At 46.3% G+C, this 25,287-nt stretch carries 17 protein-coding genes and 1 pseudogene; 4 read left to right on the plus strand and 14 right to left on the minus strand.

The window, feature by feature from the left end; all coding sequences use genetic code 11:
* Positions 1 to 87: 87 nt before the first annotated feature.
* The 3 genes from rlmD to srfP form a co-directional block, all read right to left on the minus strand.
* A complete protein-coding gene (rlmD, locus tag MOB98_RS16600) occupies positions 88 to 1,467 on the minus strand; it encodes a 23S rRNA (uracil(1939)-C(5))-methyltransferase RlmD (RefSeq protein ID WP_268359802.1) in 1,380 nt (459 codons plus the stop codon).
* A gap of 57 nt (positions 1,468 to 1,524) precedes the next feature.
* Positions 1,525 to 2,436: a diacylglycerol kinase gene (locus MOB98_RS16605; protein WP_003219448.1), complete on the minus strand. Its 912-nt coding sequence runs from the start codon at positions 2,434 to 2,436 to the stop codon at positions 1,525 to 1,527.
* Positions 2,437 to 2,758: 322 nt separating this feature from the next.
* The gene (gene srfP, locus MOB98_RS16610; RefSeq protein ID WP_268367208.1) at positions 2,759 to 5,917 is read right to left on the minus strand and encodes a surfactin resistance protein SrfP; all 3,159 of its coding nucleotides are present in this window, start codon (positions 5,915 to 5,917) and stop codon (positions 2,759 to 2,761) included.
* A gap of 131 nt (positions 5,918 to 6,048) precedes the next feature.
* Here srfP and MOB98_RS16615 point away from each other — a divergent pair.
* Positions 6,049 to 6,916, plus strand: a pseudogene (locus MOB98_RS16615) (TetR/AcrR family transcriptional regulator); the annotation flags it as partial.
* 15 nt (positions 6,917 to 6,931) lie between these two features.
* On the opposite strand, the gene gatB reads toward MOB98_RS16615, so the two are convergent.
* From gatB to gatC, 3 genes are read right to left on the minus strand one after another with little or no spacing between them, the layout of a single operon-like run.
* Complete coding sequence (gatB, locus tag MOB98_RS16620; RefSeq protein ID WP_268367207.1) at positions 6,932 to 8,362, minus strand: Asp-tRNA(Asn)/Glu-tRNA(Gln) amidotransferase subunit GatB; 1,431 nt, start codon at positions 8,360 to 8,362, stop codon at positions 6,932 to 6,934.
* Between the two features lie 13 nt (positions 8,363 to 8,375).
* A complete protein-coding gene (gene gatA, locus MOB98_RS16625) occupies positions 8,376 to 9,833 on the minus strand; it encodes an Asp-tRNA(Asn)/Glu-tRNA(Gln) amidotransferase subunit GatA (protein WP_268361822.1) in 1,458 nt (485 codons plus the stop codon).
* Between the two features lie 15 nt (positions 9,834 to 9,848).
* On the minus strand, positions 9,849 to 10,139 hold the full coding sequence (gene gatC / locus MOB98_RS16630) for an Asp-tRNA(Asn)/Glu-tRNA(Gln) amidotransferase subunit GatC (protein ID WP_003219442.1): 291 nt from the start codon (positions 10,137 to 10,139) through the stop codon (positions 9,849 to 9,851).
* 413 nt (positions 10,140 to 10,552) lie between these two features.
* On the opposite strand from gatC, the gene opuE reads away from it, so the two are divergent.
* Together opuE and MOB98_RS16640 are read left to right on the plus strand one after the other, a co-directional pair.
* The gene (opuE, locus tag MOB98_RS16635) at positions 10,553 to 12,031 is read left to right on the plus strand and encodes a proline transporter OpuE (RefSeq protein ID WP_268361821.1); all 1,479 of its coding nucleotides are present in this window, start codon (positions 10,553 to 10,555) and stop codon (positions 12,029 to 12,031) included.
* Between the two features lie 105 nt (positions 12,032 to 12,136).
* On the plus strand, positions 12,137 to 12,835 hold the full coding sequence (locus MOB98_RS16640; protein ID WP_268361819.1) for an MgtC/SapB family protein: 699 nt from the start codon (positions 12,137 to 12,139) through the stop codon (positions 12,833 to 12,835).
* Positions 12,836 to 12,868: 33 nt separating this feature from the next.
* Here the strand turns inward: MOB98_RS16640 and MOB98_RS16645 are convergent, their stop codons facing one another.
* The 5 genes from MOB98_RS16645 to MOB98_RS16665 form a co-directional block, all read right to left on the minus strand.
* Positions 12,869 to 13,873 carry a phosphotransferase enzyme family protein gene (locus MOB98_RS16645; protein WP_268361818.1) on the minus strand — a complete coding sequence of 335 codons (1,005 nt, stop codon included), beginning with the start codon at positions 13,871 to 13,873 and terminating at the stop codon, positions 12,869 to 12,871.
* 178 nt (positions 13,874 to 14,051) lie between these two features.
* Complete coding sequence (locus tag MOB98_RS16650) at positions 14,052 to 15,242, minus strand: CamS family sex pheromone protein (RefSeq protein WP_268361816.1); 1,191 nt, start codon at positions 15,240 to 15,242, stop codon at positions 14,052 to 14,054.
* Between the two features lie 15 nt (positions 15,243 to 15,257).
* Positions 15,258 to 17,264, minus strand: coding sequence for an NAD-dependent DNA ligase LigA (gene ligA, locus MOB98_RS16655; protein WP_268361814.1), 2,007 nt, complete (start codon positions 17,262 to 17,264; stop codon positions 15,258 to 15,260).
* 23 nt (positions 17,265 to 17,287) lie between these two features.
* Positions 17,288 to 19,507 carry a DNA helicase PcrA gene (pcrA, locus tag MOB98_RS16660; protein ID WP_268361812.1) on the minus strand — a complete coding sequence of 740 codons (2,220 nt, stop codon included), beginning with the start codon at positions 19,505 to 19,507 and terminating at the stop codon, positions 17,288 to 17,290.
* Positions 19,508 to 19,568: 61 nt separating this feature from the next.
* Positions 19,569 to 20,255 (minus strand): heptaprenylglyceryl phosphate synthase, encoded by a 687-nt coding sequence (locus tag MOB98_RS16665; protein ID WP_268361810.1) that lies wholly within the window; start codon positions 20,253 to 20,255, stop codon positions 19,569 to 19,571.
* A gap of 280 nt (positions 20,256 to 20,535) precedes the next feature.
* Between MOB98_RS16665 and MOB98_RS16670 the strand changes: the two genes are divergently transcribed.
* Positions 20,536 to 22,113, plus strand: coding sequence for an FMN-binding glutamate synthase family protein (locus tag MOB98_RS16670; protein WP_268361808.1), 1,578 nt, complete (start codon positions 20,536 to 20,538; stop codon positions 22,111 to 22,113).
* A gap of 36 nt (positions 22,114 to 22,149) precedes the next feature.
* Here MOB98_RS16670 and MOB98_RS16675 read toward each other — a convergent pair whose 3' ends face one another.
* The 3 genes from MOB98_RS16675 to MOB98_RS16685 are packed head-to-tail and all read right to left on the minus strand — an operon-like array spanning position 22,150 to position 25,231.
* Positions 22,150 to 22,464: a YerC/YecD family TrpR-related protein gene (locus MOB98_RS16675; protein ID WP_003219429.1), complete on the minus strand. Its 315-nt coding sequence runs from the start codon at positions 22,462 to 22,464 to the stop codon at positions 22,150 to 22,152.
* Positions 22,465 to 22,466: 2 nt separating this feature from the next.
* Positions 22,467 to 23,462, minus strand: a complete 996-nt coding sequence (locus MOB98_RS16680; RefSeq protein ID WP_268361805.1) for a DUF3048 domain-containing protein — start codon at positions 23,460 to 23,462, stop codon at positions 22,467 to 22,469.
* Positions 23,463 to 23,488: 26 nt separating this feature from the next.
* Positions 23,489 to 25,231: an adenine deaminase gene (locus tag MOB98_RS16685; protein WP_268361803.1), complete on the minus strand. Its 1,743-nt coding sequence runs from the start codon at positions 25,229 to 25,231 to the stop codon at positions 23,489 to 23,491.
* Positions 25,232 to 25,287: the final 56 nt, after the last annotated feature.

The following is a 25,287-nucleotide window of genomic DNA, read 5'->3' on the forward strand; positions in this document are numbered from 1 at the left end:
TTTAAAAAATTAAAAGGCTCTCGAAACTTTCTAGACAGCCTGAGCCCTTTTAAACGAAAAGGCTCTTTACTCACTGTTACATCCTTATTAATTTTTCAGCTCGAGTAGTGAACAACACTCCACATGATTCGTATGCGGAAACATATCCACAGGCTGCACTTCGAGCGTCTGATACCCGCCATCCTCAAGCACCCGCAGGTCTCTCGCAAGCGTCCCAGGATTACAGGACACGTACACCACCCGCTTCGGTTTCATCTCCACAATCGTCCGCAGGAGGGCTTCGTCGCAGCCTTTTCTTGGCGGGTCTACAACTAGCGTATCGGCCGTGATGCCTTCTTCATACCATTTTGGAATCACGGTTTCCGCTTCACCGACCGCGAACTCTGCGTTTGTGATGCCGTTGAGCTCGGCGTTGCGTTTCGCATCCTCAATTGCCTCCGGTACAATTTCTACTCCGTACACTTTTTTCGCTTGCTTTGCCAGGAAGAGAGAAATCGTTCCGATGCCGCAGTAGGCGTCGATGACGGTTTCTTCCCCTTGAAGCTCTGCGTACTCCAGCGCTTTGTCGTAGAGCACTTTGGTTTGCTCCGGGTTGACCTGATAAAACGATCTGGCGGAGATGGCGAATTTGACGTCTCCGATGAGGTCGTAGATGTATTCTTCGCCCCAGATGACGTTTGTTTCGTTCCCGAAGATGACGTTTGTTTTGTTCGGGTTGATGTTTTGCACGATGGATTTGACGTGCGGGAATTGCGCTGTGATGTCTTCGATGATCTTCGCTTTGTGCGGGAAGTCGATTGTTCTTGTGATAAAGACGATCATCATTTCACCTGTAACCACGCCGTATCTGACCATGATATGGCGGAGCCAGCCTTTGTGGCGTTCTTCGTTGTACGCTTTGACACCGTATTTGGCGCATATGTCTTTGACGGCTTGAACGGCTTCGTCGTTTTTGGATTGCTGGATCAGGCAGGCGCTCATGTCGATGATGTCATGGCTTCTTTGCTGATAGAATCCGGCGACGAGTCCGCCTTCCCGTTCTCCTACCGGCACCTGCGCTTTGTTTCTGTAATTCCACGGGTCTTCCATGCCGAGAGTCGGGTGCACGGTGACGTTTGACAGGTCCAGCTTGCCGATGCGTTCTAAGACGTCTTTGACTTGTTTCTGTTTAAACAAGAGCTGGCCTTCGTAGGTCATGTGCTGAAGCTGGCAGCCTCCGCATTGTTTGTAAATCGGACACGGGGCGTTGGTTCTGTGCGGGCTCTCTTCCTTCAGCTCAATCAGGCGGCCGAAGGCGAAGCCTTTTTTGACACGTGTGACTTTGATTTGGGCTTTTTCCTCCGGCAGGGCGTTCGGCACGAAGATCGGGAAGCCTTGGACCTTTGCGACGCCCGCTCCTTCATGTGTCAAATCCTCAAATGTCACATCGTAGTATTCGTTTTTTTCTACTGGGGGTTTCATTTTCATCTATAATCACCTCTAGTTTTAAGCGAAAGAAAAACTTGGCCTGTACAAGCCAAGTTTTTAGTCATCCAGCTGTTCCGCTTTCTCCTTCGGCATGACGACGTGAATGTGTCGATACAGATTCACGAATTCGCCCGGCAGCATGCCGCCGTACTCGCCGTCCAGGTTCAGCTGCATCTTTTCTGATACATTGACTTTCACGCGGTTCGCTTTTGTATAAATAATGTGCTGGTCGTTGATGTGTTCGCCGCGGAGCGCCATCGTTGCGACCCTGATAAATTCAGCAAGGTTTGCTTTCTTTAGTATCATCAAATCAAACATGCCGTCATTCAGGCTGGAATCCGGCGCGAGTTTTTCGAACCCGCCGACGGAATTTGTCAGCGTGACCAAAAACAGCATGATTTCACCTTGAAACAGCTTGCCGTCATATTCAATCTCGACTTCTGTCGGACGAAGTGAAGGCAGCATTTCCATTCCCTTTAAATAATAAGCAAGCTGGCCGAGCATCGTTTTGAGTTTGCTTGGCACATCGTACGTCAGCTCCGTCAGACGGCCTCCGCCGGCGATATTGATAAAATACTGGCCGTTCACCTGTCCGATATCAATCGGGCGGGCAACGCCGTTAATGACCGTATCTGCCGCTTTTAAAATATCCTCGCGCGGAATATTGAGCGCTCTGGCGAAGTCGTTCGTTGTGCCGACAGGAATCACACCGAGTGTCGGACGGTTGTCTAAAGGCGCAAGCCCGTTGACGACCTCGTTGATCGTTCCGTCTCCGCCCGCTGCAACGATCAAGTCAAACTCACGCAATGCCGCTTCCTTGGCGGCGTGCGTTGCGTCTCCTGCGCATGTCGTGGCATGGGTGGAGGTTTCATAGCCGGCTTGTTCAAATTTTTGCAGGACCTGGGCAAGATGCTTTTTAAAGATCTCCCGTCCTGAAGTCGGATTGTATATTATGCGTGCACGTTTCATTATCTCATCATCCTACTTAAGAGTATCCGATCCATTTTTACACTAACAACCTTTAATTATACTATGAGTTAAAAAAATCGCAACAAAATGTACATAATCTTACAGGTGAAAACGTACAAAAGCTCAAAACTGATTCTTGTTTTGAGCTTTTGTCATCCTTAACATTCTTTCAGCTTGATTGAAAACCTTTGTAGTCTAGGAAGGGGGAGCATTGGAGCGGAGCGAATGTAGAATTCGTGAGCACCGACGCGCAGACCTGACAACGAATGCGAGGGTTTTTCAACAAGCTGAAAGCCTCAGCAGAGCTGAGGCTTTTTGTTTTTTACTCTTCTTCTGTTCCCGGTTTTTTCTTGCGGAACTTCGCCAATACTTCATATACGATTGGCACGATCAGGAGCGTCAGAAGCGTTGAACTGATTAAACCGCCGATAACCGTGACGCCGAGTCCTTTTGAAATGACCTGGCTTCCGCCTTCGAAGCCGAGTGCTAATGGAATCAAGGCGCCGATTGTCGCAATGGCTGTCATCAGGATCGGACGGAGACGTGTAGAGCCGGCTTCCAGGAGCGCTTCTCTCGTAGACAGTCCTTCCGCTTCCTTATGGATGACGCGGTCAATTAAGACAATCGCATTCGTGACAACGATACCGATCAGCATGAGCATACCGATCATTGCGTTCAGACTGATCGTTTCACCTGATACATAAAGTCCGACCAGGGCACCGATGACCGTGAACGGCAATGAGAACAGGATCGCAAATGGCGCTAGTGCCCCGCCGAATGTAATGACGAGCACGAGGTAAACGATCGCTATTGCTGCCAGCATCGCTAAACCAAGCTTCGTGAAGGAATCAGCGATATCTGCCGATACGCCGCCTGTGTCAATCGATACGTTATCAGGCAGGTCAAGCTTATCGATTTTCTTCTGAACATCAACTGATACAGCTGTCACGTTGTCAGATGTCACTTCACCAGTGACATCCGCATAGACTTTTCCGTCACGTTTTGACACAGTATCAGATGTTGATCCTTCTTTTACTTTGGCCACATCTCCGATTTTGACTTCCTGGCCAGTCGCAGAAGTGATCTTTTTGTTCTCTAAATCTTTTACACTCTTATACTCGTCTTTTTCTGTCTTAATGTTCACATCAAGCTCTTTGCCGTCTTTTTTCACGGTTGTGAGCGGTTCTTGTGATGTTTGTGACATTAAGGCCTGAGAAATTTGAGACGCAGTTAAACCGAGCTTGCTTAACTTCTCTTGGTCAGCGACAAATGTGTACTCATCATATGTGCTGGAAAGGCCTGAGTTTACATTTTTCAGATCCTTTTCATCTTTCATGATTTTTTCAATGTCTTTGACCGTGTCTTTAATGTCGTTTTCAGAATCGCCATACACATAGTATGTTAATTCGTTGTTATTGCCTGAAGAGCTGAAGTCCTGTGACTTCCATTCTCCGCGGTCAGATTGCTTTTGGATTTCCTTCAGCACGTTGTCTTTTTCTTTATCAAAATCAGGCGTGTCGCTTTCATATTTGATATAGAATAACGCACCGTTTGAATCTCCCCCGGCAAGCGGGCTGCCAGAGCCTAAGGAATACTGAACTGTATCGACATGCTTGCGGTCAAGCAGGATTTTTTCTGCTTTTTCAGCTTCATCTTCGGCTTCTTTTTTCGTTTCACCCGGTTCTGGGCTGTATGTGAGCTGCATCGTTTTCTCTTCCTCGGACGGCAGGTAGCTGGCACCGATTAACGGTACGAGGAACAAGCTTCCAAGGAGCATCAGAACAGCGACGATAGACGTGATCCACTTGTGGCTCAGCGCCCAGTTCAATACTTTTTTATAGGTATTTGCAAGTCTGCCAGGTTTATGTTCTTTCGCTTTGACCGGCGCGCCCGATAATGATTTTTTGAACAGGCTGTGTGCGAGCATCGGCACAAGCGTGATCGAAATCAACAGGGATGCGGCAAGCGCAAATACGATCGTTAAGGCAAATGGAATAAATAATTCACCGATTTGTCCGCCTACAAGTGCGAGCGGCAGGAATACCGCAATTGTCACAATCGTTGATGACATGATCGGTTTAAACATTTCCTTCGTCGCTTCACGAACCAATGCTTTTCCGCGAAGCGGCTCATCTTTAAGTCTCATGCGGCGGTAAATGTTCTCGATCACAACGATGGAATCATCGACCACACGTCCGATGGCCACGGTCATTGCCCCGAGCGTCATGATATTCAATGTGATATCAAGCTGCTGCAGCACAAGGAGTGCGATCAGCAATGATAATGGGATTGAAACTACCGAAATTAATGTTGATTTGATATCTCTTAAGAATAAGAGAATAATCACAATCGCAAAAATCGCGCCGAAAATGGCTTTGCTTAACATCGTTTCAACTGACTGTGTGATCGGCTCTGCCATATCGAGAGTTGCACTGTAGTCGAAGCCTTTATGGTCTTCTTTAAACTTCTTCAGTTCAGATTTGACATCGTCAGCCACCTCTACCGTATTCGCATCGTTTGCTTTGACGATGTTAATGCCGATGCTGTCTTTGCCATTTGTGCGTGAAACAGATTCAGCTTTTTTCACATCTTTTATTGTGGCAATATCAGAAAGCTTAACCGTCGGCACACCTGTGCTTGCACTTTGCTGCGCCTGTGCTGCCGCTTGCGCGCTTTGGGCTGCTTGTGCACTCTGCGCCGCCGCTTGAGATGCCGCACCGCTGCCTGCACTTGAAGCAGATGCCGTCGGGATTCTCATATTCTTCAAATCTTTAATTGTTTCAATATCGCCGCTGACGACGACAGATTTTTCTTCATTTCCGAATGTGTACAATCCAAGCGGAGTTGTCACATCTGAACCTTGAATCACTTGCTTGACTGTATCTTCATCAAGGCCGTATTCTTTCAGTTTGTCTTCTTTGAAAGAGAATTCAACCTCTTCCACCTGCTGGCCTGAAACTTGGACTGAAGCAACGCCTTCTATGCCTTCAAGCTTAGAAACGAGGCTGTCTTCCACTTGTTTTGTCAGCTCTTGCAGATTCTCTTTATCACTGGACACGCTAAGCGTCAGAATCGGGAAGGAATTCAAGCTGTAGCGTGAAATCTCCGGATCCTTCGCGTCCTCAGGCAGGCTGACGTTTTCTAATGCTTCAGCCGCTTCTGTTTTCGCTTTGTCCATATCTTTCTCATAGTCATATTCAATCATGACCGACGATGCATTTTCATAGGACGTCGACGTCACAACGCTGACTCCGTCCAAATTCTGCACCGCTTGTTCAACCGGTTTGGTCACCTCATCAGCCACTTGGCTTGGCGTCGCGCCCGGATATGTCGTGCTGATCGTCAAGTAAGGCATATTCACATCAGGAATGGATTCTTGCTTCATATTCATACCCGCATACAAGCCGGCTGCCGTTACAATAATCGTCATCAGCCATACGGCGAATTTGTTTTTCAGAACGAAATTAATAACGTGATTCATCATATCCTCCATTACAATTTTTATTGACTGACTGGTCATTCTATATAATACTAAACGTTATAACGCAACAACGTCAACTCATATACCAGAAAATTTTACTAAATTTTTCAAGGATTAAGGGGAAGCACGTCATGAATGAAAAAAAAGAGAGAATCATAAAAACCAGCATTCATTTATTTGCGAAAAAAGGATTCGCTGCTACGACGATCCAGGAAATCGCCAGTGAATGCGGCATCTCCAAGGGCGCTTTTTATTTGCACTTTAAATCGAAGGAAGCGCTGCTGTTATCTGCTTGTGAATATTACATTGGCATGTCTATGACAAAAATGAAGAAGATAGAAGAAGATCTCGCCGGAAAACCGCCTAAGGAAGTATTGAAAAAGCAAATTGGCGCTCAATTTAATGATTTCCGTGATCATAAAGATTTTATCGTTCTTTTGCTTACCGAAAATATCATTCCGGAAAATCAAGAAATCAAGCAATACTTTTACAAAGTAACCATGGAGACGGATAAACTGTACCGGAACGCCTTGCTGGCGTCCTATGGCGAAGGAATCGAGCGGTACGTCGCAGACCTCTCCATCATGGCAAGAGGCATTGTGCATTCCTATATGAATGTGATGGTTTTTAACGGAGAGCTCAACATCGATGCAGAAGAGATCTCGGCCTTTATCATTGAGAGACTGGATGATCTTGTACAGGGGCTGAGCCGTTCATCCCTCAATCCGATTGTGCCTAAAGACATTTTCAGCCCGATGCCTGCGGGGAAAGACCAGCTGCTTAAGGACATTCAGAAAGTGAAAGAAAACAGCACGCTTACTGAGGATATCATCGTGTCGCTGGATGTCATTGAGGAAGAACTGACTCAGGATAAACCGCGCAAGCCGATTATTAAAGGCATGCTCTCGAATTTAACCGGAACCAATGACGAAAAAATTGAAAAGCTTCGGGCTCTGATTTCTGTCTTTATCTCAATTTAACCAAAAAAAGCAGCCGCTGCGGGCTGCTTTTTTCTTATCGTTTTTTAATTTCTTCAAGCAGGATTTTGTTGACCATCGGCGGGTTGGCTTGTCCTTTGGACGCTTTCATAATTTGTCCGACAAGGAAGCCGATCGCACGGTCTTTCCCGTTTTTAAAGTCTTCGATGGATTGTGGATTGTTGTCAAGCGCCTCTGTGACAAGCTTCAGAAGCACGCCTTCATCAGAAATCTGAACGAGGCCTTTTTCTTTCACAATCTTCTCAGCGTCGCCGCCTTTTTCAATCAATTCCTTGAACACTTTCTTCGCGATCTTAGAAGAAATGGTTCCTTTTTCTATCAATTTGATCATGCCGGCAAGGCCTTCAGGTGTCAGCGCAACATCAGCAAGCTCTTTTTGTTCTGCATTTAAGTAAGCTGACACTTCACCCATTAGCCAGTTAGATGCTTGTTTGGCTTCAGCGCCTTTTTGAACGGTTTCTTCGAAGAAATCAGCCATTTCTTTTGTCAGCGTCAGAACCATCGCATCATATGCAGGCAAGCCGAGCTCTTCGATATAGCGCTTGCGGCGCTCATCCGGAAGCTCAGGAATGCTTGCTCTTACGCGTTCCTTCCATTCGTCGTCAATGTAAAGCTCGACGAGGTCTGGCTCAGGGAAGTAACGGTAGTCGTCAGATCCCTCTTTGACACGCATGAGAATGGTTTTCTTCGTTGCTTCATCATAACGGCGCGTTTCCTGCTGGATAACGCCGCCGGAGAGAAGAATCTGCTCCTGGCGTTTTTCTTCATGCTCAAGGCCTTTTTGAACAAACGCAAAGGAGTTCAAGTTTTTCAATTCTGTTTTTGTGCCGAATTCCTCTTGGCCGATCGGACGAAGAGAAATATTGGCGTCACAGCGAAGTGAGCCTTCTTCCATTTTACAGTCAGAAACGCCTGTATATTGGATGATGGATTTCAGCTTTTCAAGATACGCATACGCTTCTTCCGGCGTGCGGATATCCGGCTCTGATACGATCTCAACAAGCGGCGTTCCTTGGCGGTTGAAGTCAACAAGAGAATAGCCGTCGCCTGTGTGTGTCAGTTTTCCGGCATCTTCTTCAAGGTGAAGGCGTGTGATGCCGATGCGTTTTGTTTTTCCGCCGACTTCAATTTCGATCCAGCCGTTTTCGCCGATTGGCTTATCAAATTGAGAAATCTGATACGCTTTCGGGTTGTCCGGATAGAAATAGTTTTTGCGGTCAAACTTCGTATCTGTTGCGATTTCACAGTTGAGCGCCATAGCCGCTTTCATTGCGAATTCAACAGCTTCTTTATTCAGAACAGGCAGGACGCCCGGATATCCGAGGTCAATGACGCTAGTCTGCGTGTTCGCCTCCGCGCCGAATGGCGTTGGAGAGCTTGAGAAAATTTTAGATTTTGTTTTTAACTCAACGTGGACTTCAAGTCCGATTACCGTTTCAAAGTTCAATTCTTTTCACCCCTTACAGTTCAGGTTTTGCTTTATGATGGTCTGTCGCTTGTTCAAATGCATGAGCAACACGGTATACAGTGCTTTCATCAAAGTGTTTTCCGATGATTTGCAGGCCGAGCGGAAGTCCGTCAGCAAATCCGCATGGCACGCTGATTCCCGGTACGCCGGCAAGGTTGACCGGAATCGTCAAGATATCGTTCGCATACATCGTGAGCGGATCTTTCGTGTTTTCACCGATTTTAAATGCAGGTGTCGGTGTAGTCGGTCCGACAATGACATCATACTTCTCAAATACGTCTTCAAAGTCCTTCTTAATCAACGTACGCACTTTTTGCGCTTTTTTGTAGTATGCATCGTAGTAGCCTGAGCTTAAAGCGAATGTTCCGAGCATAATGCGGCGTTTCACTTCATTTCCGAAACCTTCAGCGCGCGTTTGCTTATAAAGATCGATCAGGTTGTCCGCGTTGTCCGTGCGGTAACCGTAGCGGATGCCGTCAAAGCGTGCAAGGTTGGCTGACGCTTCAGAAGATGACAGCAGGTAATATGTTGCAAGCGCATATTTGCTGTGCGGAAGAGATACTTCTTCCCATGTAGCGCCGAGGCCTTCAAGAACTTTCAGCGCGGCAAGAACAGATTCTCTTGCTTCTTTGCCGACACCTTCACCAAGGTATTCTTTCGGAACTGCGATTTTCAGTCCTTTGATATCGCCAGTTAATGAAGAAAGATAATCAGGCACGTCCACATTTGCGCTTGTAGAGTCCATTTTGTCTACGCCGGAAATCGCTTGTAGCAAGAATGCGTTGTCCTCAACTGTACGTGTAATTGGCCCGATTTGGTCTAATGAAGACGCAAATGCGACCAGCCCGTAACGGGATACGCGTCCGTATGTAGGTTTCAATCCGACAACGCCGCAGAAGGATGCAGGCTGACGGATGGAACCGCCTGTGTCAGATCCAAGAGAAAACGGAACTTCTCCCGCAGCAACCGCAGCCGCTGATCCGCCGCTTGAACCGCCGGGAACTGTATCCAAGTTCCAAGGGTTTTTCGTCAGCTTGTAGGCTGAGTTTTCCGTAGATGATCCCATGGCGAATTCGTCCATGTTCAGTTTTCCGATTGTAACTGCTTCAGCATCTTGAAGGCGCTGAACCACAGTAGCGTCGTAAATCGGATCAAAGTTTTCGAGAATTTTGCTGGAGCATGTCGTGCGCAGCCCTTTTGTTACGATATTATCTTTTACGCCGATCGGCATACCGAAGAGAAGGCCGTGCTCAGAGCGGCCGTCAACCGCCTCATCAAGCTCCTTCGCGTACGCGCGCGCTCTTTCTTCATCTAATGCCAAAAAGGCTTGTACCTTATCATCAACCGCTTGAATGCGTTTATAAGATTCGTCAACCAGATCAGAAATCTTAATCTCTTTTTTATGTATGAGCTGTTTTAATTCTGTGATTTTGTGATCAAATAATGACATTCTTGTGTCCCTCCTTTAGTCCAGAATTGATGGCACACGAATATAGCCGTCTTTATGGTCAGGCGCATTTTTCATGACATCCTCAACCGGAAGGCCTTTACCCGCTTCATCTTCTCTCATGACATTTTTCATTTTCAGCACGTGAGTTGTAGGCTCCACATTGTCTGTGTTAACCTCATTAAGCTCCTCGGCAAATGAAATGATGCTGTCGAGCTGTTCAGTGAACATTTTTGCTTCTTCTTCCGTAATTGCAAGTCTTGCAAGGTGCGCAACGTGCTTTACTTCTTCTATTGAAATTCGTGACATATGATCCACCTCCACATATTTCTCCGTTAAGTCATATAATACTGATCATATCAAAAACAAGCCCTTTAAAGCAACAAATCGCCTTAGGACAGGCCTGTGTTTTCGAGACAATACCCTATATATTTTATACTAAAAAGAGGCAAAGGAGAAACGAAATATTTTTCTGAAAATTTTTACTTTAATTATTTTTTGAAAGCGTTTTACTTCTTATTCCCTTCTAGGTTAGCAGCGGTATTTCCCGCTAATGATCCATGTTTCATCGCTTGAATGGCTGGGAATACTTTGTTAGGTTAAGTTACCAAGTGCACCCGCAGAAAAATTTCTCTCGGTTTGCACTTGCGCCAGGCTGCTTAACTGGCACCATCAATTTGAGAGGTGATGCAACATTATTAGAAATGAAGAGAGGGTAAAACGTGAGTATTGAAATTATTATATCGTTAGGAATTTACTTTATTGCCATGCTGTTAATCGGCTGGTATGCATTTAAGAAAACCACTGACATCAACGATTACATGCTTGGCGGAAGAGGTCTCGGACCGTTTGTCACTGCTTTGTCTGCCGGCGCGGCGGATATGAGCGGATGGATGCTGATGGGTGTTCCCGGCGCGATGTTTGCGACAGGGCTGTCCACCTTATGGCTTGCTTTAGGGCTTACAATCGGGGCGTACTCAAACTACTTGCTGCTGGCTCCAAGACTGCGAGCTTATACGGAAGCGGCGGATGATGCGATTACAATTCCTGATTTCTTTGATAAACGATTCCAGCATTCTTCATCACTGCTGAAAATCGTATCTGCTTTGGTTATCATGATCTTTTTCACATTATATACCTCTTCGGGTATGGTATCTGGCGGACGGCTGTTTGAATCTGCTTTTGGCGCGGATTACAAATTAGGCTTGTTTCTGACTACCGCAGTAGTCGTGTTATATACACTGTTTGGCGGTTTCCTTGCTGTCAGTCTGACTGACTTTGTGCAGGGTGCGATCATGTTTGCAGCACTAGTGCTTGTGCCGATCGTTGCTTTTACCCACGTGGGCGGCGTTGCTCCGACTTTCCATGAAATCAGCGCTGTTAACCCACACTTATTGGATATCTTTAAAGGCGCGAGCGTCATTAGCATTATTTCCTATTTAGCCTGGGGCTTGGGCTACTACGGCCAGCCTCATATTATCGTCCGATTTATGGCGATTAAAAACATTAAAGATTTAAAGCCTGCACGCAGAATCGGCATGAGCTGGATGATCATTTCAGTTCTCGGTTCCGTGCTGACAGGTTTGATCGGTGTTGCTTATGCCCATAAATTCGGAGTTGCTGTAAAAGATCCGGAGATGATATTCATTATCTTCTCTAAAATCTTGTTTCACCCTTTAATTACAGGATTCCTATTGTCAGCTATTTTAGCTGCGATCATGAGTTCCATCTCCTCACAGCTCTTGGTAACAGCAAGTGCTGTGACAGAGGATTTATACCGGACGTATTTCAGACGAAAGGCTTCCGATAAAGAATTGGTCATGATCGGGCGTCTGTCTGTATTAGTGATTGCCGTTATCGCGGTTCTCTTATCATTGAATCCGAGCAGCACCATTCTTGATTTAGTCGGATATGCTTGGGCCGGCTTCGGTTCAGCTTTCGGTCCTGCGATTCTGCTCAGCCTCTATTGGAAGCGGATGAACGAATGGGGCGCGCTTGCTGCGATGATTGTCGGGGCTGCGACCGTGTTGATCTGGATTACAACCGGCCTGGCAAAATCAACCGGCGTGTACGAAATCATCCCTGGGTTTATTCTCAGTATGATTGCCGGCATCATTGTCAGCATGATCACTAAACGTCCTGCAAAAGCCTCTTACCGATTATTCGGTGTTATGGAGAAGCTGTTAAAGCGCAAAAAGTAATTAATAAGCCATCAAGCACCGCTTGGTGGCTTTTGTGCCCTTGTTTTGCTATAAATACTGTGAGAAAATCATATTTATTTAAAAACACCTTAGAGAAGGGGGAATTTGCTGTTGAGCTGGTATATTGATCCTGATATTTTATTAAAATTGGGCATTGCCACGTTGATTGGCATGGTCATTGGGCTGGAGCGCGAGCTGAAAAATAAGCCGCTCGGATTAAAAACCTGCATCGTTATCGCCGTCAGCTCATGCATGCTGACGATCGTCAGCATTAATGCGGCATATCATTTCCCTAAATACTACCGCATCATGATGGACCCGCTGCGTCTGCCGGCACAAATCATTTCCGGCGTCGGATTTATCGGAGCTGGTGTCATCCTGCGGAAAAGCAACGATGTCATTTCCGGCCTGACGACTTCGGCGATGATCTGGGGGGCTGCGGGGCTCGGGCTGGCAACAGGAGCCGGATTTTATAAGGAAGCATTTGCCAGTCTTCTGTTCATCCTGATCAGCGTGGAATTTCTGCCATGGGTAGTCAGAAAGATCGGCCCTGACCGCCTGCAGGAAAAAGACATCCGCATCAGAATGTCGCTTTCTGATAAAGACAAAATGACAGAGATTTTAAAAGAAATGAAAAGAAGAGATATCAAAGCACACTCCGTCCGAATCGATGATCTGGGCGAAAAGGATTTTCCAATTATGGAAGTGAAGGTCCGCGTCCATAAAAACAGATATACAACCGATGTCTACTATGACATTAAAGACATTGAAGGCGTAGTCGGCGTGAAGTGTGATACATTATAAAAGCCAATGGGATTGAACCCCATTGGCTTTTTTCTATCTAACCAGTGAAGAAAAATCAAATGCTGTAATCGGTGCGCCATGTTCTATATCTCTTCTGAAACCGGCCAGCATTTCTTTTTCCTCTTCTCCTATTGTGTTAAGATCAAACATCTGATGCAGCAACCCGTAAATCAGCATGTGGCGAAGGCGGAGAAAATCAGGTATCCACAACAGCCACTCAGGATCAAGATCATTTTCCTCCCGGTACCCTTTCATAAAGTGCGTCATAAATTCTTTTGTAAACGCAGCTTTATCTTCATATGGAACAACCGGATACCACAGCACATTGTAAAGAAGAATGCTGATATCGTTAATGAACCAATTGTAGCCGATATCATCAAAATCAAATGCTGTAATTTTGCCATGGTCCCAATGAAAATTGCCATGATGCAGATCCGCGTGCACCAAGCCGTAGCTGTCCGGGTTCTTCGGCAGCCGCTGCAATTTATTCATCAGCAAATCAACTTGCTGAAACACCTTTTCCTGATCTTCAGGAACATACTTTCTCAGCTTTAATTGCTCCTCTTCATCCCATTCCTGTCTTTTAAAAGCGGGATTGCTTAGTGTATAGCTTTTTGTGAGGCTGTGCATGCTGCCTGTGTACCTGCCAAGCTCATAAAATAGTGTTTCATTCCAGTCCGATTCATTCACTTTTTGTCCCGGTGCTTTCTCATACACTCTCAATAAAAATGCCCCGCCGTTTCCGTCGGGCACCTCTTCAACCTCTTTCCCGCTCAGCGACAGGAGCGGTTTGGCAACTGACATTCCGCCTTCTGCCAGGTGACGGAGCCAATCCATCTCTCCCATAATGTAATCAGAAGATCTCCGAATCGTATGGGTGATCTTTAAAATGTAAGAGTAATTGTCTTTCATACATTCATATACATAGTTTTCCGCATCAGCCAGAAAACGAACCTGATTTTTTGCAAAACCATATCTCACTGCAGCCTCTGCCAAAACCTGGTTTTCACGAAATATGCCTTTGATTTCTTTATGCATAACAAACTCCCTTTCTTTGCTATCGATTTGAAATGGATTATTTTCACACGAGTGCCAGCATCAACATACCTCCCTTTGTTTTGTGTTTCGGCAGAAGCGAAATTGTTTTTCCTTTTCCTGTTAATTGTAACATAAAAAACCCTTGTGCCAATATGGCACAAGGGTTCTGCTTTGTTTATCAGTCATAAATGTGGACAGTCGGTTCTTTATCTCCGGCATTGCGGATAATGACCGCTTCCTGCCCGTCTGAGGACGTGATATTGACTTCAACATCAACTGAGCTCTTGGAGTAGTAGTCCATCACTTCACCCGTTAAGAACTGGGTAAACGCGACGACTTCACTTTTTCCGTAGAATTGCATTGGAATGTCAATCTTCATTTTCGTCATTTCATTATTTTCATATAGCGCTGTACCTACAACACCTGTATAGTTCGGGAAATACTCTTCAATTGAGTTTTTAAACCGCTTAAAGACCTCGGTGTCATCCGGGTATTTTTCCGCTGTGGCTGTATCCGCCGGGTAGAATACATACTTTTCATTTATGTCATCCCAGTTTGAGATATCCGTGGAACCAGCCTTGACTTCTGTTTTGGCGATGAAGTTCCCAGGCACAATCGAAGTTTTTGACGCCTGCTTGTAGAGTGCGACCGTAATTGGCACATTCTTCAGGTTGTCTTTTTTACGGAGACGGTTAATGACCTCCTGTGCGATTTTTTCTCCCTGCTGGCGGAGCGTGCTGTCCTTAATCTCCACTTCTTTTTGAGGGTCGCCTGTTTTTTCACGATAGTAATACACGGAGTTTAACGCCAATCCGATCATCACGCCGCCAAGCTGGATGGAATTCTTGTCTTTTCTGACTAAATAATCGTGCTCCAGCATGGAAGCTAAATAAACCGGGCTGCTTTCGTTCTTTTCTTCTGTTGAGCCGGAGCTCGGGAGCGCCGGGTTCAAGCCTTCATTTTTGAAGTTTTTATCTTCTTTTTCGGCTTTTTTCAGATCAGAGCCTGTTTTTTTCCGTGCCAGCCAGCTTAATACTGTATCTTCATCTAAATATTGCCCTTCTTGGAACAGATAATCGTCAGTCGAGAAGGAGTCCTGGGCAAGACGCATCAGCCCTGTTTCGAACTCATCAATGTCCAATCTTGTATTCAGCTGTTCCGTTGTCAAGCCGCGCGCTTTTCCCGCCTTAAACGGCAGCACCATTTTATAATAGGAATCAGAGATATTATATTTCGGGACAATCGCTTTTTCTGACGATTTCGCCGTCTTTTGCGTAATCTCTTCCTCCTTCTCCCCCCCAAAACCTGACGAGCAGGCAGACAGCATTAACACTGCCGCCGTTGCCGCCAATGCCAACGTCTTTTTCAATAGAAAACACTCCTCTTATTTCTTTAGCTCTCCCATTAACTGTTCTTCATTCCACACTTCAATGTTCAGCTCTTGTGCTTTTGCCAGCTTGCTTCCCGCCGCTTCTCCGGCGATGACCAAGTCTGTGTTTTTGCTGACGCTTCCAGTCAGCTTTCCGCCGAGCGCTTCGATCTGCGCTTTGGCTTCGTTTCTTGACAGTTCTTCCAGCTTTCCTGTCAGAACAATTGTTTTACCGGCAAAGTAAGAATCGCTGTCCTCTGCTTTTACTTTTTTCGGGCCCTTGTAGAGTGTGTTTACGCCCAGCTCCTGCAGTTCATCCAGGAGTTCCAGCATTTCTTCTTTATGAAAATAAGTAATGACCGCGTCAGCCATTTTTTCACCGATTTCATCTACCGCGAGAAGCTCCTCTTTAGAGGCTTTTTTCAGGTTCTCCAGGCTTTCAAAATGCATGGCAAGCGTCTTTGCAGCCTTTGATCCGATAAAGCGAATGCCGAGTCCGAACAGCAGGCGCTCTAACGAATTTTCTTTTGATTTTTGGATGGAGCTGATCAGGTTTTCAGTGGACTTTTCGCCCATGCGTTCAAGCTGGATGACCTGTTCCTTTGTCAGTTTATATAAATCTGCCACATTGCGGACAAGATTCTCCTCGAACAGCTGTGTGATGACTCGTTCACCAAGCCCGTCAATGTTCATGGCATTGCGGGAAACAAAATGGATCAGCCCTTCCCGGATTTGCGCCGGGCATTCAGGGTTAATGCAGCGCAGCGCCACTTCTCCTTCAATACGGACGAGTTCACTGCCGCATTCAGGACATTCCGTCGGCATACTGAATTCCTTTTCTTCCCCTGTGCGCTGTTCAACGAGGACGTTCACGACTTCCGGAATGATATCGCCCGCTTTTTTGACGACAACTTTATCCAAGATCCGAATGTCCTTCTCTCTAATTAAATCTTCGTTATGAAGGGATGCTCTTGAGACCGTTGTGCCGGCAACTTTTACCGGCTCAAGAATCGCGGTCGGCGTAATCACACCCGTTCTGCCGACATTTAATTCGATATCGAGAAGCTTCGTGACAACCTCTTCAGCAGGAAATTTATATGCGATGGCCCAGCGCGGGCTTTTCGCCGTAAAACCAAGCTCCTCCTGCTGATCAAGAGAATCAACTTTAATCACGATGCCGTCAATTTCATACGGAAGGTCAGCGCGCTTTGACTGAAACTCGTCAATCAGCTCTATGACTTCTTCTATGCTGCCGCATTTTTTTCGTTCCTGGTTCGTTTTAAATCCGATTTCGTCGAGAAAATCAAGCCCTTGGCTTTGCGTCTCCACACCCATCTCGTCAAGCTCCGCTATACTGTAGACGAAGATATCAAGATTTCGTTTCGCAGCAATTTTCGGATCGAGCTGTCTGAGTGATCCCGCGGCGGCATTTCGCGGATTGGCGAACGGTTCTTCCTCGTTTTTGATCCGTTCCTCATTGAGCTTTTCAAACGAACGCTTTGGCATATACGCCTCGCCGCGCACTTCGATCGACAAATCACGTTTCATTTTCAGCGGGATATTGCGGATCGTCTTCAGATTCTCCGTAATATCCTCTCCCGTCGTTCCGTCACCTCTTGTGGCTCCTCTGACAAAATAGCCGTCTTCATAACGGAGAGAAACAGCAAGACCGTCTATTTTCAGCTCCACATTATACGCCACATCGTCGCCGACGGCCTGACGCACCCGGCGGTCGAAATCACGGAGATCATCAGCATTAAAGGCGTTGCCCAGACTGAGCATCGGCGTGCCGTGGGTGACTTTCTGAAACGCTTCAAGCACGGCTCCGCCGACACGCTGCGTAGGAGAGTCAGGCGTTCTGAGGTCTGGATGCTCCTCCTCAATCGCAATCAGCTCCTGCATCAATCTGTCGTATTCGGCATCAGGGACGCTCGGTTCATCTAAGGTGTAATATTCATAGCTATACTTATTGATGGTGCGGCGCAGTTCTTCTGCCCGCTGCTTCGCTGTTTCTTTGTCCATCTGCTTCTTCCTTTCCTCTTCAATTACTGCTTTTCAATAGGAGCGAAGGCCGCTAACAGGCGTTTCACGCCGATAGGGCTCGGGAAGGCAATATCGAGCTCTGTCCCTTCTCCTTCGCCTTTCACACTGACGACAGTTCCTGTTCCCCATTTTTTATGGCCAGCCTTATCTCCGACTGCCCAATTTAAAGTGTCGCCGCCTGTTTTGCTGGCGTAGGATACCGGACGTGAAACAGGGCCGCGTCTCGGCTGCATTTTTCTCGCAGACGGCGCTCTCGTTTCTTTTTTCTCATTTAGGTTTTCCAATAAATCATTCGGTATTTCAGCTATAAAGCGAGATTCCGGGTTCATATTCGTTCGGCCAAACAAAGTGCGCATTTTAGCGTTTGTCAGATAAAGTTCCTGCTCTGCCCTTGTAATCCCAACGTACGCAAGGCGGCGTTCTTCTTCCATTTCCGCTTCCTCCATGAGAGAACGGCTATGCGGGAAGACGCCTTCTTCAAGCCCCATCAAGAAAACAACCGGGAACTCCAGTCCTTTTGCGGCGTGCAGTGTCATCAGGGTGATTGCATCCTTGCCGCCGGACTCTTCCTCCTGCTGGTCAAGCTGATCGATATCTGCAATCAGTGCCAAGTCTGTCAGGAACGCAACGAGTGTCTTATCTTCGCTTTTCTGTTCAAAGTTTTTCGTGACAGACAGAAACTCGTCGATGTTTTCTAAACGGCTTTGGGCCTCGATTGATTTCTCAGCCTTCAGCATTTCCCTGTATTCCGTCTTATCCAGAATTTCTTCCGTCAGCTCTGTAATGGATAAGTAATCCTGCATATTGGTCAGGTTCTCAATCATCTGCCTGAAGCTGTCAAGCGCATTGGCTGCCTTGGCGCTGACGCCGATAAAATCAACCTGTTGAATCGCTTGGAAAAATGACAGGCCGTTCATCGCCGCATATGAAGCGATTTTTTCAAGTGATGTCGCGCCGACTCCGCGTTTCGGCACATTGACAATGCGCGTGAAACTGATATCGTCATCCGGATTGGATACGAGTCGAAGATAGGCGAGAATGTCTTTAATTTCTTTTCTGTCATAGAACTTTGTGCCGCCGACAATGTTATAGTTCAAGCCCGCTTTGAGAAGCGTTTCCTCAATCACACGGGACTGTGCATTTGTCCGGTACAAAATGGCGATATCCGACAGCTTCCGCTTGCCTGAGCTGTAAAGTTGATGGATTTTACCGGCCACAAACTGCCCTTCGCCGAACTCATTATCTCCGCGGTAATAGGAAATCTTGATGCCTTCGTCGTTTTCCGTCCATAAATTTTTCGGTTTGCGGTTAGAGTTGTTTTTGATGACCTCGTTAGCCGCGCGCAAAATCCGTTTAGTTGAACGGTAGTTTTGTTCCAGCAAAATGACACTAGCATTCGGATAATCTTTTTCGAAAGAAAGGATGTTGGTGATATCCGCCCCGCGCCATCTGTAGATCGACTGGTCAGAGTCCCCGACAACGCAAAGGTTCTGGAAACGCTCTGCAAGCTGCTTAACGAGCATGTATTGTGCCCTGTTTGTATCCTGATACTCATCGACGTGGATGTACTGGAATTTGCGCTGATAAAATTCGAGCACTTCCGGCACACGTTCAAAAAGTTTAATCGTCGTCATAATTAAATCGTCGAAATCGAGCGATTGGTTTTTCAATAGCTTCTTCTGATAATCAGCATATACATCGCTGACCACTTGATCGTAGTAGCCGCCCGCAACTTTAGAGAATTCCTCCGGTTCGGTCAATTCGTTTTTCGCACTGCTGATCGTGCCGAGGATGCTTCTCGGATCAAATTTTTTCGGATCAAGATTGCGTTCCTTCAAAATCCCTTTGATGACCGAAAGCTGGTCCGCTGTATCAAGGATGGAGAAATTGCGGTTGATCCCGATCCGGTCGATATCTCTGCGCAAAATCCGCACGCACATGCTGTGGAATGTGGAAATCCAGATATCGTCCGCGCCCGGTCCGAGAATGCTTTCTACACGTTCTTTCATTTCCCGTGCCGCTTTATTTGTAAATGTGATCGCCAAAATGTTCCACGGCGCCACATGCTTTTCTGCCATTAAATAAGCGATCCTGTGTGTCAGGACACGCGTCTTTCCGCTTCCCGCTCCCGCCATCAGCAAAAGAGGCCCGTCCGTTGTTTTGACAGCTTCCTGCTGAACGGGATTTAAACCGCTTAGTAATTGATTGCTAATATAATTCAAAATTTGTTCACCCGCCTATACAAAACATATGTTCTATCATAAACCAAATCCGTACAATTTACTACTCGCCTTTCACAGCCGCTACTGTTTTCAAAGCACGGTCAAAATCTTCATATACCGCATTGCCTACAACGATCACGTCCGCATGCTCTGCATACTGTTTGGCCGTTTCCGCATCCTTGATGCCGCCGCCGTAAAACAAGGTGGACGTTTCCAATACAGCCTTCGTTTTCTTCACGGCTTCTATGTCTCCAAGCATGCCGCTGTATTCCAAATAAAAAATGGGAAGATGAAGCAGCTCAGACACACGCGCATAGGCGACAATATCGTCAATACTCAGATCGGCATCCGCTTCAGTCAGTGCCGCCGCTTTGCAATCAGGATTAGCGATGCAGTAGCCTTCCGCCACGATTTCTTCCACAGACATCAGTTCTCCGTATTCCTTCATGGCTTTCTGGTGCATGCCAACAATCCAGTCCGCGTTTTTGCTGTTTAATACACTTGGAATAAAATATAAGTCAAAGCCGGGAACGATTGCTTCAATTGCTGACACCTCAAGGACACACGGCACCAAAAACCGTCTCACCTTAGACATCATCCGCAGGACATTGTCCTCTGTCACACCATCGCTTCCTCCGATAATGACCGCATCCGTTCCTGATTCGCAAAGAATCTCCAGCTGTTCATCAGGCAAATCTTTATTTGGATCGAGTTTAAAGACATGCTTCCACTCTGTTACATCGTACACGTCATACGTTCCTCCATTCGTTTGTTACCATTTAAACATTATAACAAATTCACATAGCACGGAAAAACGGAAAAAGCCGTTAATCTCGTTATTCACTGAAAAAGGTGTTTTGATTCTTTTTTCATAAAAAAGAAAGCGTTAGGTCTAACATGCTGATGCACTCGCACATTAAGTTCTTCAAAAAAACCCAATTTTCGTCATATTTCCTCCCGCACAAACTGTTATTGTTTGGAAAGCGTTCAAGTGTGGAAATGGTTACATAAAAAAGGGAGGCTGACAGATGGAAACCATCATCATCGCACTCATCGCAATTATCATTGGGATCATTGCCATTCCCATCATTTTGTTTGTCTGGATCTACATTAAGGATGAAAAACAGCAGGAGCATTCGATTCTCCGCAACTATCCCGTCATCGGAAGGTTTCGATATATCCTGGAAAAAATCGGGCCGGAGCTCAGGCAGTATTTATACAGCAATGATAATGAAGAGCAGCCTTTTTCACGAAAGGAATATGAGCAAACGGTTATCTCGGGCAAATACAAAAGCAGAATGATAGGCTTTGGTTCTGTAAAAGATTTTGATAAACCGGGCTACTATATCCGTAACGCTATGTTTCCAAAACTAAAAGAAGAAATGCACGTCAATCAAACGCCTAAAATTGAAACCAAAATCTATAAACTAGATGCTGACAATCTGTTCAAACGCAAGGAGCACGCCGAACGCATCAAGGCAGATCCATTTTTTCTCCATCCTGATGATGTACAGGTAATCGGTGAGCATACATGCGAGAAGCCTTTTTATGTGAAAGGATTAGTCGGCCAGTCTGCCATGAGCTACGGTTCTCTTGGAGAACGGGCGATTACGGCGCTATCAAAAGGGCTTCATCAGGCAGGCGGCACTTGGATGAATACCGGTGAAGGGGGATTATCTGAGTATCACTTAAAAGGCGGTGCTGATATCATTTGCCAAATCGGGCCTGGTCTTTTTGGCGTGCGCAAAAGAAACGGGGAATTTTCGTTGGAGGAGTTTAAACGCAAAAGCAGGCTCGACCAAATTAAAGCGTTTGAGCTGAAGCTGGCGCAAGGCGCGAAAACACGCGGCGGCCATGTGGATGGCGCCAAAGTATCTGAAGAAGTGGCAGACATCCGGAATGTCGAACCCGGAAAATCGATTGACAGCCCGAACCGCTTTCATGAATTTTCAAGCGCCCCTGAGATGCTCGACTTTATTGAAGCACTTAGAGATGTCGGCCAAAAGCCAGTCGGGATCAAACTTGTCGCAGGGCACCCTGATGAATTGCACGAGCTTTTCTCTTATATGCAGAAAAGCGGAAAGCATCCGGATTTTATCACGATCGATGGGAGCGAAGGCGGTACCGGCGCTTCCTTTTACGAGCTTGCTGACACAGTCGGCCTTCCGATTATGACAGCGCTGCCTATCGTTGATACGCTGCTTAGACAATATGGCTTGCGCAGCCAGCTGAAAATCTTTGCTTCCGGAAAGCTCCTGACTCCTGACAAAATTGCGGTCGCCTTAGCCCTCGGCGCTGACTTTGTCAACATTGCACGCGGGATGATGTTTTCGGTCGGCTGCATCCGTGCTCTCGTCTGCCACACGAACACATGCCCGGCAGGCGTGGCGACAACAGATCCAAAATTGCAAAAAGCACTGAGCGTTGAGGAAAAACAGCATCGTGTCTGCAACTACGTTATTTCGCTGCGCGAGGGGCTGTTTAACCTCGCTGCTGCAGCCGGGATCAATTCGCCGGTCCGCTTTTCCAAGGAGCACGTTGTCTATCGAAAAGAAGACGGCAGCATCGTCGACATCGACCACCTGATTCACCAATTTGTTTCATAAAGAAACCGCCCTTGCCGAACGGCAGGGCGGTCTCTGTTATTTTGAAGAAGACTCGGTTTCCGTCTCCTTCACACGGTCAAGCGCCATTTCATAAGCGTCATTTCCGTAATTTAAGCAGCGTTTCACACGGGAAATCGTAGCCGTGGAAGCGCCTGTTTCTGTTTCAATCTTATGGTATGTGTTTCCTTCGCGAAGCATGCGCGCCACTTCAAGGCGCTGAGCCAGCGATTGAATTTCGTTAATTGTGCAAAGATCATCGAAGAACCGGTAACATTCCTCCAGGTCTTTCAGCGATAAGATCGAGTTGAATAACTGGTCCAGTTCTTTGCCGCGTAATTTATCGATTTGCATCGTTACACACCTTCTCCTTTACTAATGGAAGCCGCATCGAGATCAGGCACGATATTCATCCAAGTCTTTCCTGGCACAAACGGCAGCCATTTGCCGTCTTTCACCGGCACAATTCTTCCGTTTACTTGTTTCCAGTCTGTTTCAATGACGTTTCCGTGCTGAAACAACAGACCTTTTCCCCCTGATTCCAGGTCGATGTCCCGCCTTCCATCTTGATCAATAGTTTGATGGCTGGCTTCAACAATGAAAATATTTTGCATTGCAACCGGCTTTCCGGTTTCCCGGTCTGTCGTTATGACACCATCAGAGCTTCTTGTATAAGCTTCAGCTTTTTTATCATAGTTGTATTCGACAAGATTTGTAACGTTCTTTGTTCCATAATCTACCCGAACATTGTAGGATTCATTTGCAGGTTTTGCTTCTGATGTTTGAAACAGCAGCGGATCTGTTTTTTGCTTTAGCTTATATCCCTTTTGTTCCGCCGCCTGTTTTATGTAATCATAGGACGTGTAGGAATTGTGGGGCGGTTTGCTGAAATCAGCTCTCCAAAATAAGCTTCCGTCAAAATCCAATCCGTTCATATAATCGGCAGCTCCGGATTCCAGCTGCTCTTTAGCGCCGGGACTCCATCCATGATGGACAAATATGCTGTCAAAGCCATTGCTGAGAGTGACGAAATATTCCCGCGCGCTCCGCACAGGGCCGACAGTTTCAGGCATCTGGCTTTGAAAAATAGCCAGAAATCTTGTAATTTGTCCTTCGGCAAGCGCCTCTATGACAATGTCGGCTTTAGACAGTCCTGACTGCGGCCTCGCCTTCGGGTGATTGTTCACCACTACAGCAACAGGCCGGCGTTCAGTCACCTTCTGTTCAGTCGCAAGTCCCGTCAAAGGAGCTTTCGGCTTCTTTGCAGAAATCGGGACAGCATCCTTCTGCTGGCAGGATACCAGCAGAAAAAACACGAAACACAGCACGCAAACTGTCATCCATTTTTTCATATGTCGGCTCCCCGCTCTTTTATATTTTAACGCATTATCGATGGAAAGAGTACAGTTTTTTTCATGACGTCGAAGATTCCTCTCGGCGTAATGCGTATATACGGAAGATGCGTACTTTGCAAAAAGAGCAGCGTATAGATCGGATCGCAAAACTCATAGCCTCTTTCAGTCAAAAGATCTCTCAGTTTTTGTTCCTTCTCTAGCACATCTTCATACGCTTCCGAAGAGGCGCACCCGCACAGTGCTAGCGGAATTTCATGCAGTATGTTCCCGTTTTCCGCAAGAACAATTCCTCCTCCAATTTCTTTCATACGAGCGAAAGCGAGTAGCATATCCGCTTTATTTTTTCCAATCGCGACAATATCGCCCGTCGTCGTAAAGGAGCTTACAAATCCCTGCACGCTTGAGGCAAACCCTTTTATCATTGTATTAACACGCCAATTCCCGTGTTTGTCAAGCATCGTCAAGTAACTTTCATCATGGTCAAACGAAAGCTGTTCCAGCGAATTGTCGATCTCAATCATATACGGCTCCATAATCACCGCATTTCGCATTTTTACGCCCATCGGCATGGAAAACTGCAAATCATCCATCGTCATATCATATGAAAGCTCAAGCGGGACAAGACCGCCTTTGTTCCAGTCCGTCTTTGTAAACGCCTTCATATCACAGCCTTCTTCACGAAGGATGATCCCTTTTGACAGAACGGTCACGGGATTTGGATTTAACGGATCTTCAAGTATGTTCAGCGACGCCAGTCTTCCCGGACCGACAACTCCTAAATAATCATCCATTTGATAATACTTTGCGATATTAAATGATGCCATATTGTAGGCGTCGATTGCCGGTACGCCTTCTTCTAACGCGATGCGGATCAGCTCGTTTGTCATGCCTCCTTTATAGAAATTCGGCGTCGCGCCGTCTGTTGTATAAAAGAAGTGGTCATAATAGCGGAAGCCTTTCTCATGTAGCTCCTGCAATATGTTTCTGACATCAGGACGAATGGAAGAGTTCCGAAGGGAAACATAGTATCCAAGTTCCAGCCTTCTCATCACTTCCTCACCTGTCATCGCTTCATGATCACAGTCCGCTCCGAAGAGCTTCATTTTTGTAAGCGTTTTATCTGATGCACCGGGAAAATGCCCTTCAATGCGTTTTCGCTGTTTCTTTGTAGCTTGCATGCAGTGAAGCATTAAATCATCACCATCTACCAGACGAGGCCATCCTGTCATTTCTCCGCCTTGGATGACATCCGGATGTTCAATCCACTGTTTTCTGACGTCAAACGGAAGGACGTGATCCTCGTTCAGAACCTCAGTCTGGAGGTCATAGCGTGACCACCAAAAATATTGAACAGGCTGCTTTTTGAGTTCGTTCAAAATCGTAAGCGCTTTCTTTTTTCCGCTTTGTAAAAGCAAAAATAAGTTATCGTTCACAAATGTCGTTGTTCCGTATTGAGACACATATTCAGCCAGTGTTTGGGGATTATATATTTGAAAAGGATGTGCGTGCGGTTCAATATACCCTGGCACAATGTATTTTCCTTCACAATCAATCGTATAAATTTCTTCGGCTCTATTCGGAAGTTCATGACCCACATAAACAATGCGGTCCTGATAAATCCAAATGTTTTTTTTCAGCCATTGTTTTACATATGGATTTAAGACGAGAGCATTCCGTAAAAGGAGCGTTGGAAGCAGCTTTGAGTCTACAACATCAACCTGTGCCCTGATGTCTTTGTTTTTCCAGTTAAAGGTGCGTTCGGACATTCACATACTCTCCTTTACATGTATTAGACTCATGTTATCACATCCTTCCTCATCAC

Origin of the sequence: Bacillus sp. N13C7 (assembly GCF_026790065.1) — a bacterium.
Taxonomy (GTDB): domain Bacteria; phylum Bacillota; class Bacilli; order Bacillales; family Bacillaceae; genus Bacillus.